This is a genomic window from Stenotrophomonas sp. yr243, from assembly GCF_900184195.1.
GTDB classification, from domain to species: domain Bacteria; phylum Pseudomonadota; class Gammaproteobacteria; order Xanthomonadales; family Xanthomonadaceae; genus Stenotrophomonas; species Stenotrophomonas lactitubi.
Map to the genome: position 1 here is coordinate 1 of NZ_FXWT01000001.1, position 19,514 is coordinate 19,514.

General features: G+C 62.6%; 8 protein-coding genes. All 8 read left to right on the forward strand.

Annotated elements, in window-relative coordinates:
* Nucleotides 1–324 (forward strand): phosphopantetheine-binding protein (locus QOL57_RS00005; RefSeq protein ID WP_283401525.1); only part of this gene is annotated, 324 nt, incomplete at its 5' end.
* On the forward strand, nucleotides 321–7,046 hold the full coding sequence (locus tag QOL57_RS00010) for a non-ribosomal peptide synthetase (protein ID WP_089241150.1): 6,726 nt from the start codon (nucleotides 321–323) through the stop codon (nucleotides 7,044–7,046). The genes QOL57_RS00005 and QOL57_RS00010, both read left to right, overlap by 4 nt.
* Complete coding sequence (locus QOL57_RS00015) at nucleotides 7,036–14,808, forward strand: non-ribosomal peptide synthetase (RefSeq protein WP_089241148.1); 7,773 nt, start codon at nucleotides 7,036–7,038, stop codon at nucleotides 14,806–14,808. Before QOL57_RS00010 ends, QOL57_RS00015 begins: the two co-directional genes overlap by 11 nt.
* On the forward strand, nucleotides 14,805–16,448 hold the full coding sequence (locus tag QOL57_RS00020; RefSeq protein ID WP_089241146.1) for a cyclic peptide export ABC transporter: 1,644 nt from the start codon (nucleotides 14,805–14,807) through the stop codon (nucleotides 16,446–16,448). The genes QOL57_RS00015 and QOL57_RS00020 overlap by 4 nt, the downstream gene beginning before the upstream one ends.
* Nucleotides 16,448–17,224, forward strand: coding sequence for an alpha/beta fold hydrolase (locus QOL57_RS00025; RefSeq protein WP_089241145.1), 777 nt, complete (start codon nucleotides 16,448–16,450; stop codon nucleotides 17,222–17,224). The genes QOL57_RS00020 and QOL57_RS00025 overlap by 1 nt, the downstream gene beginning before the upstream one ends.
* Nucleotides 17,221–17,937: a 4'-phosphopantetheinyl transferase superfamily protein gene (locus tag QOL57_RS00030; protein ID WP_141134270.1), complete on the forward strand. Its 717-nt coding sequence runs from the start codon at nucleotides 17,221–17,223 to the stop codon at nucleotides 17,935–17,937. The genes QOL57_RS00025 and QOL57_RS00030 overlap by 4 nt, the downstream gene beginning before the upstream one ends.
* A gap of 728 nt (nucleotides 17,938–18,665) precedes the next feature.
* Complete coding sequence (locus QOL57_RS00035) at nucleotides 18,666–19,028, forward strand: DUF3653 domain-containing protein (protein WP_089241141.1); 363 nt, start codon at nucleotides 18,666–18,668, stop codon at nucleotides 19,026–19,028.
* Between the two features lie 66 nt (nucleotides 19,029–19,094).
* On the forward strand, nucleotides 19,095–19,514 hold the full coding sequence (locus QOL57_RS00040) for a hypothetical protein (protein ID WP_089241139.1): 420 nt from the start codon (nucleotides 19,095–19,097) through the stop codon (nucleotides 19,512–19,514).

Here is a 19,514-nt window from a genome sequence, read left to right on the forward strand (position 1 = left end):
GCCGCCCGTGGCTACGAGGCGCCGGTGGGGGAGACAGAACTGGCCATCGCTGCGGTATGGCAGGAGGTGCTGGGACTGGAGCAGGTGGGACGCCACGACAACTTCTTCGAACTGGGCGGGCACTCGTTGCTGGTGATCACAGTCATTGAGCAACTGCGTCGGCGCGGCCTGCAGGCTGATGTCAAGAGTGTCTTCACCTCGCCGACACCTTCGACCCTGGCCCATCTTGTTGGTGACAAGGCGAACGGTGCATTCGTGGTGCCGGAAAACCGCATTCCAGATGCAGCCCTGGCGGATGAAAACATGGAGGAATTCCTGATATGAGCGCGATGGACCTGCTGGCAGAACTCGCCGACCTGGGCATCAAGATCGAGGCAGTTGATGGCCGCTTGGCCCTTCGTGCCCCACCCGGCACATTGACAGAGGCACTGAAACACTCACTGAGGTCAAACCGGGACGTACTGATCGCGCACTTGACCCAGCATGGCAGCTCCACAGGCCTGCGCGACGCATCGCGCATCACGCCCGACATGCTGCCGCTAGTGAGCCTGAGCCAGGAGGAAATCGACACGGTGGTCGCCGAAGCAGGCGATGGCCATCATTGCGTCCAGGACATCTACGCATTGGGCCCCTTGCAGCAGGGCATGCTATTCCATCATTTGCTGGACCAGGCGGGCGATGCCTACCTGATGCGCTCGGTCATCGCCTTCGACAGTCGCGAGCGGCTGGACCGCTTTGTCGCGGCACTTCAGCGCGTGATCGATCGCCATGACATCCTGCGTACGTCCGTGCACTGGACGGGACTGTCGACACCAGTCCAGGTCGTACACCGCACCGCCACACTAGGGGTCGAGACGCTGGCGTTGGCACCGGACGAGGATGCCTTGTCACAGCTGCTGCGCCGGATCGATCCACGTAATACTCGCCTGGACCTGCGTGTGGCACCGCTATTGCGGGCCTACATCGCTCCGGAAGCCGACGGCGCTGGCTGGCTCCTGTTGCTGCTGGACCATCACATCATCAGCGACAACTATTCGCTGCAGTTGCTGATCGGTGAGGTAGGCGCCCTGATGCACGATGAAGGAAGCGCGCTCGACGCAAGCCTTCCGTATCGGAACTTCATCGCACAGACCTCAGCCCCCCTTGATGCGGGGCATGAGCGATTCTTCACCGACATGCTGGGCGACGTGGACGAACCGACCGCTCCGTTCGGCGTTCTTGATGTGCACGCACAGAATGAGAACTTTAACGAGGCACGGCGTACATTGGACCCGGCTCTGGCCCAGCGCACTCGTGCTTGTGCCCGACGCTTGGGTGTGTCCCCAGCTGTCTTGTTCCATGTCGCCTGGGCGCACGTCGTGGCCCGTTGCAGCGGCCGCGACGATGTCGTCTTTGGTACCGTCCTGGCCGGCCGCTGGGGAGCTTCGGAGGGCTCCAGCCGGGTCATGGGTATGTTTATCAATACGCTGCCCGTGCGTTTCAGGCTGGGTGAGCGCAGCACCGGAGCCGTCGTCCAACAAGCCGCCAACACACTGGCCGGGTTACTGGAGCACGAACAGGCTCCCCTTCCGATGGCACAACGCTGCAGCGCTGTCGAGGCTCCATTGCCTCTGTTCACCACACTGCTCAACTACCGGCACACGGCCATCGCCGCCGCAGCACGCGGCAGCCGGGATGAGGCGGATAGCTGGATGGGTGTGGAGCTTGTACACATAGAGGAGCGCAGCAACTATCCGCTCAGCATGTCGGTGGACGACAACGGCGTGGGCTTCTCCATGAACGCGCAATGTACTGGTAGCATCGTCGCGGAGCGTATCGTGGGTTATCTCGACCGGGCCGTGCAGGGGCTGGTCGACACACTGGAGCTGCAGCCTCAGGCACCGGTATACCAGCTGCCCATGCTCCCGCCATCTGAGCAGCGCGGGATGCTGGTGGCATTCAATCCGGATGTTCCCGAGGTCGACTCGGACACCCTATTGCATTCCCTGTTCGAACAGGCGGTGGATACAGCCCCTGACCGGGTGGCCGTTATCTGTGGCGACGCGTCCCTGAGCTACACCCAGCTGGAGCAGCGCGCCAACCAGGTCGCGCATTACCTGATCGCTGCCGGTATCGCTGCCGATGGGCGTGTTGCCCTGTGCATGGAGCGCAGCGTGGACATGGTGGTCGGCATGCTCGGCATTTTGAAGGCCGGTGCCGGCTATGTCCCTCTGGATCCGGCGTATCCACCGGAACGGCTGGCCTATTTGATCAGTGATTGCGCGCCGCAGGTGGTGCTTACCCAGCGCGCCTTGGTTGGCATGCTGAGTGCATTGGGCGCGGACGCGCATCGTGTGGTCACGCTGGACGGTGAATGCCCGATCACCGCTGGACAACCCACGCAGCGCCCGGAGAAGGCCGGGCTATCGGGAGATCATCTGGCATATGTCATCTACACGTCCGGCTCCACCGGTCGGCCCAAGGGCGTGATGGTCCACCATGCAGGTATCGTCGCCTCCACCCGCGCGCGGATCGCCTACTACCCGGCGGATTCTCGGATGCTGCTGGTTCCGTCTTTTGCGTTCGACAGTTCGGTGGCGATGATCTTCTGGGCGCTCTGCTCCGGCGCAACCCTTGTGGTGGCCCGCCATGACGAGGCGCGTGATCCGGCTGCGCTGTCCCGACTGGTGGGCGAGCATCGCATCGAGAGCTGGCTGAGCGTTCCATCGCTTTACGACGCCGTGTTGACCTACTGCAACGGCGAGGGCCTGGAATCACTTCGATCGGTCATCGTCGCTGGTGAGGCGCTGGGTCACCGCGTGGCTATCCGCCATGCCGAGTGCATGCCGGCTTCCGCCCGCATGTACAACGAGTATGGACCCACTGAAGCGTGTGTCTGGTGCACGGTCGACCCAGTCGACAGCCGGCGTCCGGGAAAGAGCATTGGCAAGCCGATCGCCGGTGCACCCATTTACCTGCTTGACCGATGGGGCGCACCGGTGCCGTTGGGGGTCCCCGGCGAGATCCACATAGGGGGCGTACAAGTAGCGCGTGGCTACCTCGAACGCCCTGATTTGACTGCTGAGCGCTTCGTCCAGGATCCGTTCTCACCCGGACCAGCAGCGAGAATGTACCGCACAGGCGATCTGGGGGCGTGGCAGGCCGACGGTACGATCGATTATCTCGGCCGCAACGATCACCAGGTCAAGGTCCGTGGCTTCCGCATCGAGCTCGGCGAGATCGAAGTTGCACTGCAGGCCTGCGCGGATGTCCGCGAGGCGGTGGTTCTGCTGCGCGAAGATGAACCCGGCGACAGGCGGCTGGTTGCCTATTTCATCTCCGGCTCCGGCGATCCGGTCAAGGCCGGCGAGCTTCGCTCCGTGCTGGCACGTTCGCTTGCCGAATACATGCTGCCCAGCGCCTTCGTGCAGCTGCCAGCCTGGCCGCTGACCCCCAACGGGAAGCTTGATCGGCAGGCACTGCCGGCGCCCGAGCGTACGGTGGCCAGTGTGGAGTTTTTCGATGTGCCGCGTGGGGAGATCGAAGTCACGCTGGCACAGCTGTGGAAGCAGTTGTTGCAGGTTGCACAAGTTGGGCGCAATGACAACTTCTTCGACCTTGGTGGTCATTCGCTGCTGGCCATCCAATTGATCTCGCAACTGCGCCGATTGCTGGACATCGAGGTCGCGCTGCGTGAGGTGTTCAACCATCCTACGCTGGCCGATCTTGCTCGCTGCATCGCGCAGGCGGGTCGCTCGGTGCAGCCACCACTGTTACAGGTTCCGCGAGACCAGGCGTTGCCGCTGTCCTGGTCCCAGCAGCGGCTATGGTTCCTGGATCGGCTCGACCCGGCGGCCGGAGCCGCCTATCACATTCCCACTGCCATCCGCCTGCGCGGAACCCTGGACCAGCCGGCGCTGCAGGCCGCGCTGAATCGTATCGTGGCCCGCCACGAAGGCTTGCGCACACGCTTCCGCAACGTGGACGGGCGCCCCGAACAGGTCATCGATACGCCAGACCACGGCTTCAGCCTGAACGTCCACGACCTGTCCGCACTGGACACAGCCGAGCAGGAAGCGGCCGTGCGGCAGCTGGCGGCCGCCGAGGCACAGAAGCGCTTTGCGCTGTCCGAGGGCGACCTGATCCGGGGGCGCCTGTTACGCCTGTCCGCGCAGGAGCACGTGCTACTGGTGACCCAGCACCATATCGTCTCCGACGGCTGGTCGCTCGGCGTGCTGGTCCACGAGATATCCACCCTGTACAGCGCCTACAGTTCAGGAGGGGAGGATCCGCTACCGCAGCTACCGCTTCAGTATGCGGACTACGCTTCGTGGCAGCGCAGCTGGTTGCAGGGCGAGGTACTGGAACAGCAGCTTGACTTCTGGCGGACCCACCTCTCCGGCGCACCGGCCCTTCTCACTTTGCCGCTGGACCACCCGCGGCCGGCGACTCAGAGCTATCGAGGTGGCAATCTGCCCCTGCAGATCACCGCCGAGCGTGTGACCGCGCTGCGGCGCCTTTCCCAGCAGCATGGCACAACCTTGTACATGACCTTGCTGGCGGCATGGTCCACCGTAGTGTCACGGATCAGTGGCCAGTCCGATGTGGTGATTGGCACCCTGGTAGCCAACCGTCAACGTCCGGAGATCGAGCCGCTGATTGGATTCTTCGTCAACACCCTGGCGTTGCGGGTCCGGCTGGATGCGGATCCCACCGTGGCCGAACTCCTGGCCCAGCTGAAGGCCACCACGCTTGCGGCCTACGCGAATCAGGACGTGCCGTTTGAACAGGTGGTTGAGGCGCTGAAGCCCGCACGGAGCCTGGCGCACAGCCCGGTTTTCCAGGTAATGCTGTCCCTGGACAACACCCCCAGCGGAGGGGAGCTCAGCCTGCCTGGGCTGACCCTGTCTTCTGTCCCCACCCCGCACGTGACGACGCATTTCGATCTGTCACTCTCATTCGTCGAAAGCGGCGGTCAGCTGTTGGGCGGGCTGGAATATGCCAGCGATCTGTTTGACCCCACTACAGTGCAACGATTGATCGACTGTCTGCACACTGTGCTAGACAGCATGGTGCGTGATGACCGCCAACAGGTGAGCGCGCTTGAACTGCTCCCCGACAACGAGCGGCATAGTCTGCTGTCGTCGTTCTCCCCGATGCCGTACGACCATGGGGCCCAGGAGTTCCTGCATGCGCGTTTCCAGGCGCACTCCGAGCAGCATCCGGAAAGGGTAGCCATCGTCTTCGAAGACACCACACTCAGCTACGGCGAGCTCAATGCCCGCGCCAACCAGTTGGCCCACGCATTGCGGGCCCGCGGCATCGGACCCGAACAGCGGGTGGCGCTTTGCATGGACCGTGGGCCCGAGCTGGTGATCGGAATCGTGGGTATCCTAAAATCCGGCGCGGCATATGTCCCGCTGGAACCGACCACACCGCCCGAGCGCCTTGCGTTCATGCTGGCGGACAGTGCACCGATGGCCGTCGTGACCCAGTCGCATCTGGCGTCGCGATTCCAGCATGCGCCAGCGGCTCCGCTGGTGGTTGTCGACACCCCAGGCATGGTGGACAGTCAACCCCGCCACAACCCGGCCACGGCAGCATTGGAGCCACAGCATCTTGCGTATGTGATCTACACCTCTGGCTCCACCGGTCAGCCCAAGGGCGTGATGGTCGAACACAGGCACCTGAGTCGTCTGTTCGCTGCCACACAGGAGAACTTCACCTTTGATGCCAATGACGTCTGGACACTGTTCCACTCTTTCGCGTTCGATTTCTCGGTATGGGAAGTCTGGGGTGCATTGCTGCACGGCGGTCGCTTGATCGCAGTGCCCACGGAGGTCAGTCGCAGCCCCGCAGAGTTCTATGCACTGCTGGTGGATCAGGGCGTCACCGTTCTCAACCAGACCCCCAGTGCCTTCCGGCAGCTGATCGCAGCGGAGGCTGCCAGTACGTTGGGCCACCAGCTGCGTTATGTGATCTTCGGCGGAGAGGCGCTTGATCTGCGGATGTTGGCCACCTGGGTCGACCGGAACGATCCGCAGCAGACCAAGCTCATCAACATGTACGGCATCACAGAGATCACCGTGCACGCCACGTTTCGCCGCATCCACCGCGGTGACGTAGAGGCGGGGCGGGGCAGCGTGATCGGCGTTCCCCTTTCAGACCTGCGGCTGCTGGTTCTGGATTCGCATCAACAGCTAGTGCCGATAGGTGTGACCGGAGAACTCTACGTAGGTGGTAGCGGCGTGGCGCGTGGCTATCTCAACCGCCCGGAACTGACCGCCGAGCGCTTCCTGCCAGATCCTTACAACAGCGATCCCTCGGCACGACTCTACCGTACCGGCGATCTCGCCAGCTGGCTGCCCGAGGGAGAGCTTCAATACCGAGGTCGTATCGATTTCCAAGTGAAAATTCGCGGATTCCGTATCGAACTGGGTGAGATCGAAGCACGCCTGCTGGCCTGTAACGGCGTCCGTGAAGCCGTGGTGCTAGTACGTGAGGACGCGGACGGTGACAAACGCTTGGTCGCCTACGTCTTGGCCGAGCCCGGCGCGCAACTCGCCTCCGCGACGCTGCGCCAGTCCCTCCTGCGCCACCTGGCGGACTACATGGTTCCCGCCGCTTACGTGCGCGTGGAGCAGTGGCCGCTAACGGCCAACGGCAAACTGGATCGGATGGCTCTTCCAGCACCCGAAGCAGATGCGATTGCGAAGCAAGATCATGAAGCGCCGGTCGGCGAGACCGAGCAGGCCATCGCTGCCATCTGGCAGGATGTGCTTGGCATCGCGCTGGTCGGTCGGCATGACAATTTCTTCGACCTTGGTGGACATTCCCTTTTGGCGGTGCAGCTATGCGCCCGGATCAGCGACGCGTTCGCCATCGAGTTGAGCGTCCGCGCGTTGTTCGAGCGCCCCGTACTCGCGGCCCTTGCCGATGCGGTAGTGGGCATTCAGATCGCCGAGTTCCAGGACGAGGACGTGAACAACCTGGGAAGCATGCTTAGTGACCTGTCACAGCAGGACCTTCGCCGGATGCTCGAAGAGGAAGAACAGAATGAGCGTTGAAACAGAGTCGGAGGCTGAGCAGCTGAAGCGCGCGGTACTGCTGCGTGAACTGCAGAAGCGACATGCCCGGCGGCAGGTCGCGGCAACCCCGGCCGTGATCCCTCGCCGATCTGGGCCGCCGCCGCCGTTGTCCTGGGCGCAGCAGCGACTCTGGTTTCTGGATCAGCTAGACCCGGCGGCAGGTGCTGCTTACCACATCGCCTCGGCAACGCGCTTGCAGGGCGTACTCGACCACACGGCGTTGCAGGCGGCCTTGGACCGGATCGTTGCGCGCCATGAGAGCCTGCGCACGCACTTTGAAAGTGTGGACGGGCAACCCAGGCAAATCATCGCTGCAGGCGACGTCGGCTTCCCGCTCGATCATCACGACCTGTCAGGCATGGCAGACGCAGAGCAGGAACTCGCGGTACGTGCAATAGGGTCTGCTGAGGCGCAACGGCGGTTCGACCTCGCGCAGGGACCTTTGGTGCGCGGGCAGCTGCTGCGTCTTTCAGCAGATCGGCATGTGCTGCTGATAACCCAGCATCACATCGTGTCCGACGGGTGGTCGCTGGGCATTCTGATGCACGAACTGGGCACCCTCTATGCTGCCTTCAGTGAAGGACGGGAAGACCCGCTGCCGCCCCTGACGTTGCAGTATGCCGACTATGCGGTGTGGCAGCGCGGTTGGCTACGCGACGGGGCGCTGCAGCGCCAGCTTGACCACTGGCAGACGCACTTGGCCGGCGCCCCGGTCGCGATCGACTTGCCAACCGATAGGCCGCGACCCGCTGTGCAGCGTTACCGCGGCAACAGCCTGCCACTCCGGATCGGCACCACATTGTTGACCGCGCTCAAGCGCCTGTCCCGCGAGCACGGAACCACGCTGTTCATGACACTGCTCAGTGCATGGTCAATTGTCCTGTCCCGTTTCGGTGGACAGACAGACATGGTAGTCGGCACCCCGATTGCCAACCGCCAGCGCCCCCAGCTTGCCGGGTTGATAGGCTTTTTCGTCAATACCCTTGCCCTGCGGGTGCGACTGGACGGCGATCCGACGGTGGCCGAGCTCCTTGCGCAGATCAGGAGCACTGCGCTGGCAGCCTATGCGCACCAGGACGTTCCCTTCGAGCAAGTGGTGGACGCCGTCAAACCGGTCCGCAGCCTCGCGCATAACCCGCTGTTCCAGGTAATGCTGTCACTGGACAACACCCCGGACGGAGGCGATTTCAGTCTTCCGGGCCTTGCGCTGTCGTCATTGCCAATGCCGCAGGTGACCACCCAGTTCGAACTGTCGCTGTCCTTTGTGGAACGTGCTGGCGAGCTCTTCGGCGGGCTGGATTATGCCTGTGACCTGTTCGAACCGGCGAGCGTCCAGGCCATGGCCGATGCACTTGAGCATGTCCTGACGGGCATGGTGGCTAATGATCAGCAACGTGTCAGCACGTTGCCCTTGCTGTCCGCTGTCGATCAGCAGACGTTGGTGCGGGGTCCCGTCGCACCAACGCGGCATGTACAGAACGACCCCATCCAAGCGGCCTTCGAGGCGCATGCCGCCAGTACTCCGGACGCGGTGGCACTGGTGCACGGCAAGCAGACCCTAAGTTATCGCGAGCTCGACGTCCGCGCCAACCAACTGGCGCACGCACTGCGAGCCCGCGGTGCCGGACCCGAGCAACGCGTGGCATTGTGCATGGATCGTGGCCTGGACCTGGTAGTGGGGGTGCTTGGGATCCTCAAGTCAGGCGCTGCCTACGTGCCGATGGACCCTTCGGCCCCGCGCGAACGCCTCGCGTTCATGCTCGCCGACAGTGCGCCGATGGCATTGGTGACCGACTCGGTCGTGGCCGAACAACTCCCCTCGTTCCCCCAGGTGCCGTTACTGCTGCTCGATGAATTGGACTTACCACGCGATCAGCCGGTTGACAAGCCGTCCCTGTCAGAGTTCCGCCCTCAACATCTGGCCTATGTGATTTACACATCCGGTTCGACCGGGCAGCCCAAGGGCGTCATGGTCGAGCATGGTCACGTCACACGATTGTTCGCGGCAACCCGTGACGCGTTCCAATTCGGCCCGGACGACACGTGGACGCTGTTCCATTCCATCGCATTCGACTTCTCGGTGTGGGAACTCTGGGGGGCGCTGCTGTACGGCGGGCGCCTTGTGGTGGTCCCGACCGACATCAGCCGCAGCCCTGGTGAGTTCCACGCGTTGCTGGTAGAGCAGGGCGTCACCGTACTCAACCAAACGCCCAGTGCGTTTCGTCAGCTGATCGCAGCAGAGGCCGGCAGCACGCTGCGCCACCGGCTGCGTCATGTGATTTTTGGCGGCGAGGCGCTTGACCTCTCCATGCTGGCACCTTGGATCCTCCGTAACGACCCTGACCGTACCCGGCTGGTCAACATGTATGGCATTACGGAAATCACCGTGCATGCTACGTTCCGTCGCATCGAACGCGCCGATGTGGAGGCGGGGCGGGGCAGCCTGATCGGAGCCCCGCTCAGTGACCTGCGCATCCTCGTGCTCGATGCGCATCAACAACCAGTGCCAGTCAGTGTTTGCGGAGAGCTGTACGTGGGCGGAGCCGGGGTTGCGCGTGGTTACCTCAACCGCCCGGAACTAACTGACGAACGTTTCCTTCCTGATCCGTATGGCAGCGATCCATCGGCACGGCTGTACCGCACCGGCGATCTTGCCCGCAGGCTGCCAGATGGCGATCTTCAGTACCTAGGCCGCAACGATTTCCAGGTAAAGATCCGAGGCTTCCGCATCGAGCTTGGGGAGATCGAAGCCTGCCTGCAGGCCTGCGACGGGGTGCGCGAGGCCGTGGTACATGCGCGGGAGGATGTGCCGGGCGACAAGCGCCTGGTGGCCTATCTGATCGCAGAAGCAGGCGGGAATCCTTCCGCGGCAGCGCTGCGTGAGGCACTGCGCCATCACCTGGCCGAGTACATGATCCCGACTGCATTCGTGCGCGTAGCAGAATGGCCTCTGACGGGCAACGGTAAACTCGACCGGCAAGCGCTGCCCGCTCCAGGCGCCACCGCCATTGCCACGCACCGATACCAAGCCCCCGTCAACGAGGTGGAACAGGCCATCGCATCGATCTGGCAGGACGTGCTCGGGATCGAAAGGGTAGGTCGGCATGACAACTTTTTCGAGTTGGGCGGCGACTCCATCCGTACTATCGCCGTGGTCGCCAAGGCCAAGAAACTCGGCCTGTCGCTGAGCGTCGCGCAGGTGTTCCGCAGCGCGAGCGTGGCCCAGTTGGCCAAGGTCACCGTTAGCCAGCAACCAATTTCCGTCGTCGACAACACCATGGATGCAGTACTCGCGGGGGATCCATCGCTCGAAGCACGCTACCCCATGACAATGCTACAGAAGGGGATGCTGTTCGATGCCCAGGCTCAATCCGACCGCGGCGTCTACCACGACGTTTTCAGCTTGGAGTTGCAGCTCCCGCGCTGGGATGAGCCCCTGATGCGGGAGATGTTGCAGGTCATGGCCCGCCGCCACCCCGTACTGCGTACCGCCTTCATTTTCGATCCGGAGGCCGAGCCGATGCAAACGGTATGGAAACAAGCCAATGTACCTCTGCAGGTCATGGATCTATCCGGTTTCGACCGCTCTGGACAGGACATGCAGATCCAGAACTTCCTGGAGGCTGAGAAGTTAAACGACTTCGACGAGTCGCAGGCCCCGCTCCTCCGGATTTTCGTCCACTTACGTGGTGGATCGCTCCAATACACGCTGAGCTTCCACCACGCCATTCTCGATGGCTGGAGCGTGTCGCTGCTACAGGCCGAGCTTTTTGGTGGGTACCTCGCGCGGCTGGGCGAGCCCGGACCGGGGCTGTTGCTGGCCCCACTAAACACCCATCCAGGGCATGCCGCCGCCGCAGAAAAGCAGGCACTGAACTCGGAGCCGCAACGCGCCTTCTGGAAGAAGCACCTCGACGGGTACACTCCGTGCCCCATGCCAACCGGTATGGGCGCGGAGTGGGACGAGATCGCAGACTTCAGCGGCACCCTGAAGGACGTGATCCCCGCCGATCAGCTGAGGGCGCTGCAGGGATTGGCGGATCGTTTGTGCGTACCGGTACGCACGGTGCTGCTGTGTGCTCACATGAGCGTGCTTTCGCTGATCTGCAGCACGGACGATGTGATCACGGGACTGGTATGCAATGTTCGCCCGGAAGCCGAGGATGGCGACAAGGTGCTGGGCCTGTTCCTCAACACGCTTCCGTTGCGCGTCACACGCACGCACAGCAGTTGGGAGCAGGCGATCCTGCAAACCTTCGAACGTGAACTCGACGTCATCGAGCATCGCTTCCATCCATATTTCGCCCTGTACGCGGATAACGGCCGCGTCGCACATTTCGAATCCACGTTCAATTACGTGCATTTCCATGCGTATGACCAGCTCGCCGGCACAGCAGGTGTGACCATCCTGGGCAACCACAGCCACGAGGCTACCGGCTACCCGCTGTCTGCTACGTTCAGCCAATCACAGGATCAGATTGCGTTCCAGCTCAAAGTCGATCCCCAGCGCATGGGAGCCCGCCAAGCAGCGCGTATCCTCGGCTACTACAGGGCCGCGCTGAGTGGGATGCTTGCGGATCCTGCGGCGCCTGCATTGTCGGCAAGCCTCATATCAGCCGATGAGCGCGAGGCGGTAGTGCACACGTTCAACGACACGTCCCGGCCCCGAGCGGTATCCGGGTTGATCCACCAGCAGTTCGAGCAGCAGGTTCTGCTGCAGCCCAATGCCGATGCCGTGGAAGAGGGTGGCACTGTACTCAGCTATAGCGAACTGAACCGACGCGCCAACCAGGTGGCACACGTGCTGGCAGCCTTGGGGGTTGGACCGGACGACCGGGTAGCGCTGGGCGCCGAACGCAGCACCAGCACAATGATAGGTCTACTGGGCATCCTCAAGGCGGGCGCCGCCTATGTTCCAGTGGATCCGGCAATGCCCCCTGAGCGCATTCGCCACATTCTGGACGACAGCGGTGCGCTTGCGCTGGTTAGCACCTGCGCACAGGCACCCTGTTTCCAGGCGGTCGCCGGCGAACTGCCGGTTCTGGGTATTGATGGGCCGCAGGTCGCCCACGCGCTCGACACGCCGGTATCGGTAGCAGGCCTGAGCGATCGTCATCTGGCTTACGTCATTTATACGTCAGGGTCCACGGGCTTGCCCAAGGGCGTGATGGTGGAGCATCACAGTGTGCTCAACCTATGGACGGCGCTTCAAGAGTCCATCTTTGCGCCATATTCGCCCGGCGCCCGAATCGGTTTGAACGCTTCCGTGGCCTTTGACGCATCACTGAAGTCCATCACACAGCTGATGTCGGGCCATTGCGTGGTCATGGTCCCCGAAGACGTGCGTTTCGACGGCGAGGGCATGCTCGATTTCCTACGGACCGCGCGCCTTGATGTACTGGACGGCACTCCCGTGCAGTTGGCCATGTGGTTCCAAGCTGGCCTTTCTACTGCTGCGCTGCGCGCATCGATGACATTCGTAATCGGTGGCGATGCTGTCAGCGCGGAGCTGTGGGCCGCAATGCAGGAACTGCCGGGCACGCGCTTTTTCAATGTGTATGGCCCCACCGAATGCACCGTGGACGCCACCATCGCCTACGTTCGTGGAGGCGCGCCTCGCCCGCATATCGGGAAGCCGGTCGCCAACGGCACCATCCATATCTTGGATGCACATGGCGCGCCATGCCCGATCGGCGTCTACGGGGAGCTGTTCGTTGGCGGCACCCCGGTCAGCCGAGGCTATCTGCATCGTCCGGCGCTATCGGCCGAGCACTTCCTCCCAGATCCGAACAACCCCCGTCCTGGCGCCCGCCGCTACCGAACCGGCGATCTGGCACGCTGGATGCCGGACGGTACGATCGAGTACAAGGGGCGCAACGACTTCCAGATCAAGATCCGCGGTTTCCGCGTTGAACTGGGCGAAATTGAGTCCCGGTTGCGCACCATGCCCGGCGTGCGCGACGCCGTCGTTGTCGCCCATGAGGATGCCGGAGAGAGACGGCAATTGTGTGCCTACCTGCTGGGCCACAACGAAGCGATAGGCAGCCCCGCACACCTGCGGGATGCACTGCTGATGAACCTTTCGGACTATATGGTGCCCGCCCTCTATGTGATCCTGCCGCAGTGGCCACTGAACGCAAACGGGAAGCTTGACCGGGCCAAGCTGCCGCGTCCGGATGACAGCGCCGTCGCCAGACGCTCCTATACTGCGCCACTCACTGACATGGAGCGAATGCTGGCCGCGATCTGGTGCGAAGTCCTGCTACTCGAGCGCGTGGGAGTTCACGACCCCTTCTTCGCACTCGGCGGTGACTCCATCCGCGCCGTGCAGGTGGTACAGGCAGTCCGCCGCCGTGGCATTGCCCTCACCGTAGTGCAGCTGCTCAGGCACTCCACGATCGCCGCGCTTGCGACGCGCATGTCTTCCCCCGCATCGCCGTCGAAACCTGTATCAGCCGCGGCAACGTTGCCGGGCGGGCGGTATCGCCTCTCGTCCATGCAGCAGGTCATGGTCATGGGCTACGGGGAGTCGAGAGATGAGGGGGTATATCACTGCCAGCAGTCGTTCCACGTGCAGGATGAAGACCCGGATCCAGATGCCATGGCGCGGGCGTTGCGGGCATTGATCGCCGCTCACCCTGTCATGCGTACCCGCTTCAGCCAGGACGGCGAGGGCATCTGGCAGACTGTGCTGGATCATGTGCCCTTCGCACTGGAACGTGATGACCTGTCGCACCTCGATTCCGCAGCACAGGAGACTGCCGTGCTGCGGATGCTGCGAGAGGACCGGATCAACCGTTTCGACGCACTTGGCGACCAAGCGCTATACCGCTTCCGGTGGTTCACGCGCTCCAGCAACAGCTATGAATTCATGATTTCAATCCACCATGCGATCTGCGATGGCTGGGGCAACATCGTGTTTCTCGGGCAATTGCTGCAGGCATATGAAGCCTACCGCCGCGGGGCGCCTTTCGCACCGACCGCTCAAGCCAATGTAGCGGGCGAGTTAGTGGCACTGGAGCAGGATGCCGCAGCGCAGGGAAGGGCACGCCGCTACTGGAATGCGGTCGAGCGGACGCCCACCCTGCGCGCGCGACGCGACGACCCGGGTGGCGGATCGCTGGAACCCATCGCGCTGCCCATGGATAACCTGCTCGGTGAGCAGGTCAGGGCATACTGCCGAGAAAACGCGGTTCCACTCAAGGCGCTATTTGTGAACGCCTACCACCATCTTATGCGGGCGATGACCGGGCAAAAGCGCACTACGGTTGGTGTGGTCATGAACGGTCGCAGTGAACTACTGTCTGATCCGCTGGGTGCTATCGGGCTGTTCTGGAACATGGCTCCCGTGGTCGCAGATGAAGGCGACGACTGCCGGCGGCTCGCCATCCGACTGCAGGAAGTGGAACAGCACGCCCGAGCCGACCTGAGAGTGATGGTTCCTGAAGCGGACACGTTGTTCTTCGGATCGTTCAACTTCGTCGACTTCCATCACTCACGCCAGCTCGAAGCCCAGCCACGAGGTGTCAATATCAAGCGGATCCATGCGTTCGACCGGTTCCACTATCCCCTCAACCTGACCATGGCAATGAGCCAGGCCGATGCCTCTGGACTGCTCACCCTCAACTGGAGCACTGCCTACTTCGATAGATCCGAGATCGAGGCGCTCGGCGCACAGTACCTGTCCATTGTCAGGGACATTGTGCAGGCCGATGGCATTTCCGCAGCAGGTGCGCAATGAAGGCGCTTACCGCTTACTTGTTCCGGCATTCCCGGCTTGGATTCGCCATCGGCGCAGTCGCCGGAGTAGTGAGTGGTCTGGCAGGCGCCAGCCTCGCCGTGCTGATCGGGCATGCAATGACCGGGCAGGGCATGTCGGGCGGATGGCCGTATGCATTCGCCTGCCTGGTGTTCCTGCTTTCCAAGACCGTCTGCGATCTATTGCTTATGCGCTCCGCGCAAGCGACAGTGGTGCGCCTGCGCGAGGACCTGAGCAGATCGCTGTTGAAGGTGCCTTTCATCAAGCAACAGGCCATTGGTGCTGCGCGACTCAATGCCATCCTGACGAAGGATACCGACGTAATCGTGTCCGCCTCGGCGCTGATTCCACTGGCATTTTCCAATGGCGTACTTGCCCTGATCTGCTTGGGCTACATGGCCATCACATCCGGCGGCTTGTTCGTGGCGATCGCCGTCCTGCTCGGAGTGGCCATGGCGGCTTACGGGCGTGCCGAGCGTGGTCCGCGCCAGAGCCTGCGACGGGTCCGGGAAGAGTTGGATGCGTTGTATGCGCAGTTTGGCACCCTGGTGGCTGGCGCCAAGGAACTGCAGCTCAATGCCCGTCGCGCCGCGTTCGTGGTCGAAGAGGGCGTCTTGCCAGAGGCGCGTAAGGTCAGCGCATCCTACATCCAGGCAATGACCGGCTACGTGGCGATCTCCAACGCGGGGCTGGCAAGCTTCTATGTCATCATCGGTCTGGTGTTGTTCGGCATCCCCGCACTGTACCCGGACATGCTACCGGCCGCTGCGGCCGCCACGGTGATCCTGCTCTACCTGATCCGGCCGGTGGGCGAACTGCTGGCAATAATACCTCCGCTGCGTCAGGCCAGCATCGCTTTTGCCCGGGTGCACAGTGTGGGCACTGAACTGGACGACCATGTACGGCCCCCGTCCTCCAGCGAGGCATCGCTCGTCATTCATGCACCATTGACGCTGCAACTGCGGCAGGTCGAACGCCGCACCGAAGATGGCTCGACGGTCGCCTTCAATGTGGGGCCCATCAACCTGACTGTACGGTCAGGCGAGATACTGTTTCTAACCGGCGGCAATGGAAGCGGCAAGACAACGCTTGCCATGCTGCTGCTCGGCCTGTATGAGCCCGACAGGGGGGCTGTGTTCGTGAACGATCAGCAGGTCACCGCTGACAATGTGGCCGCCTATCGCAATCAATTTTCAGCCGTGTTCGCCGATTTTCAGCTGTTCGAACATGCCGTCGCCCAGGACGATGCGAAATTTGACCACGCTGCCGCCGAGCAATTGCGCATTCTTCAGATGGAGCACAAGGTCCGGGTTACCAATGGTCGCTTCAGTTCCACTCGCCTTTCCAGCGGACAGCGGCGGCGCTTGGCGCTGGTATCAGCATTCCTGGAAGATCGTCCCGCCTACTTGTTTGACGAGTGGGCGGCCGATCAAGACCCGGAATTCAAACGGATCTTCTACACGCAGATTCTCCAGACGCTCAGGGCCGCAGGCAAGGCTGTCATCGTGATCAGTCATGACGACGCCTACTTCCGCTATGCCGACCGGGTAATTCGCATGGAGGACGGCACCATCGCGGGAACGTACGCGCGCCAGTTCGACGAGTCCGAGGAGACGTGCTGATGTTGCGAGCTGGTGGACATTCGCCCTGGTTTGCCCGGCCGCCCGAGAAGGGCGCGCCACGCCGCGTGTTCTGCTTTTCCTTTGCTGGCGGAAATGCCAGCACCTACCGCAGCTGGCAGGCACTCGCGGGGGCGCGCGCCGAGATCTGTGCGATACAGCTGCCCGGCCGCGCAGACCGGCTGCTGGAGCAGCCACTGGAGGCCCTGGCCGATGTTGTAGGTGCGGTGGCCCGGGAGATCAACCTGCTGGACCCGGCACCTTTCGTGGTGTTCGGCCACAGCCTTGGTGCTCTGCTGGCGTTTGAGCTGGCGCGCCTGCTCCAGTCCGCGGGACTGCCGCTACCCGAGCACCTGTTCGTCTCCGCCTGCGATGCACCGCAGCGACGGCGCCCCCTGAGACGTGTGCACGACCTGCCAGCCGATCAACTCAAAAGTGTACTGCAGGAGTATGCAGCTACGCCGCCGGCGGTACTGGCCAATGACGAACTGATGGAACTGGTACTGCCCGCCGTGCGTGCCGACTTCCGCATGGCGTTCGATTACCGGTACCGGAAGGCCGAGCTGTTGCGGATTCCCATCACGGTACTGGCCGGGTGCGACGAACATGACCCCGACGCGCTGGAGGTAACGATGTGGCGCGAGGAAACCCAGCGGGGGTTCAAGGTGCACTGGTTCAAGGGGGGGCATTTCTTCATACTCGACCATGACCGGGCCATCGTGGATAGCGTGCTGGGGGACTGGTCGGCGATGGCACAGTCCCATGCGGTAACCAAGTGACCCTATCACCTGATGAGGTGCATTGCTGGTGCTGGCCGCTGGACGACATGCACCTGGCATGCAAACTTGGGCCGCTGCTCTCGGCCGAAGAGCAGCATCGCGCTGCCCGCTTTCACGCGCTCCGCGACAAGGTGGCCTACACCGTCGCGCACGGGCAACTGCGCAGAATCATCGCAGACTGTCTGCAGCTTCCCCCCGCAGCGCTTCGCTTCGAGCGCGGGCGTCACGGGAAGCCCTATCTGGTCGGAGACCATCCAGTCCAGTTCAACCTGTCACACTCCACCTCGCATGCTGTGCTGGCCATTGCCTCCACTGAAGTAGGTGCGGACATTGAATGCATCGCCAGCATCACTGACCAGAGCGCCATGCGTGATTACATCTGTTCCGAGCAGGAACGGGCCGACCTCCAACTCACGCCCGAATCGCATGCTGCCAGCGCGCTGGCCCGGCTGTGGGTACGCAAGGAGGCCTGGTTGAAGGCCCGCGGCGTAGGCCTACTGGAGGATCCCAGCAACCAGCACGTTGGCGGAGCCGAGTGGGGCACTCAATGGCAACCACTTGGCGGCGATGGCACCAGCGCCGTGTGGTGGGGTGCAGATGTGTCAGCGCCAATCGGGCATATGGCGTCGATCGTCGTCCAGGGCCGGGCACAAGCGGCGCCGCGGCTGATTACCCATGCAGGCGGTTGTTCGGAGGGTCTGCATGCGCAATGATCTCTCGGACTGGGATCTCTCACGCTCCCAGAGCGGAGGCGCGATCTCGGCGTACGTTAGCCTTCCACAGGTCGATAAGGGAGATTTATCGGGGGTAGGGAAGGGGCGCTTCCGACCCAAACAGGGCTTCGTTCCAGGAAATCGCACATTTCAACCGACTCACCAGTAGTCCACCGTTGAGCGCCTCTTGATCCGGTGAACTTTGGCGTAGCTGCATGTGAACGGAACAACGAGAAATTCGCTGCCGAACGGGTCCGAAGTTGCGCGTTCACTTCGCCATCTAGGTTCGTGAGCTGCTAACTCCTATTCGAAACGCTGCTCCGTCGCGTGGTGCTCGGACTCCTCTTGCTTACGCTCACGCTCGATTCGTGGCTTCGGAGAGCCGACCGAGCTAAGGCAGCAAGACAGCAACTTGATGCCCGGCTTCATGAAGCCCTGGAAACGGCGAAATCTGAGCGAGAGGACTGGATTGAGTAGGTCAGATTTGTCGAGTCAAGCTGCTGATGTTCTCAAAGGAGGCGACCCCAAGGTTGCGCGCACGGCGGTAGAGCCCGAAGTCGACGTGAGCTTAACCGGCTAGGGGTTCGCGAAGAGGTGGATCAATCTTCTGCAACTTTCGGCGGACACTCTGTATTTCGCATAATGTATATTATGTTCAAGCGCATCCGGGGCTGGCTGGCACGCCGCTTGCCTCGCCCCCTGATCCCGCTGCGGCATGGAGCCTGATCGTGCGAGATCGCAACCTAACCGGCCCTTGGGCCGGTTTTTCGTTTAAGGCTGGTCGACTGGTCACCCCCGAAGGCCGTGAACTGTACCCCGAGGATCTGGCCTGGCTGTCGCTCACCGCTGCGCAGGCGCAGGAATGGCGCCGGATGATGGGCGACGCTCGTTCAGATCCGTCGATCGACAGTTCCAAGCGTGTGCGTAATCGACGCGCCGGCTTTCCGCATTGTCCTGCCACTGTCGTCAATCTGCGAGATGTTGTGGCTCGCCGCCAACAGCGTCCATCGGTGGCGTTGGCTGGCCCTGACGCCGAACCACCTGTAGCAGTCCTGCCGGTACCGGGGCCGAAACGCCGCCAGCGCGTGTGAGGCGCTTCCGTAGGGGCGCCGCCCCTACACCCCGGTAGAATGCGCGTAGAACGCCTTGGGGGACGTATGGAGCGCGAACGACCGGAATACCTGCCGCCCATCCCACGCTCACGCTGGGAGTTTCCGTGGCTCGGTATGTGGGCCGTGCTGCTGTTGGGCATGGCCGGTGCTGGAATCTGGCTACATCTGCGGACCGGAGACGCATGGAATGCGCGGTTCAATAGACCAGAAACCGCCTCAAACGAGACGCCATCGAACACCGCGCACAACAAGGCGTTCATGGCCGAACTGCGCGAGCGCCGCGAACGCGCCGAGGCGGAAATCAAGATGGCTCAGGCAATGGACGATGAAATCGCCATCCAGAATGCGGAAGCCGCTCGGCTGAGGAACGCGACCGACCACGATAAATTGCGCTGCATCAACGGGGTCGCGTTTCGGCGGATTCCAGGCGGATGGGAGAACGTACCCGACGCCCCCTGCCCTTGA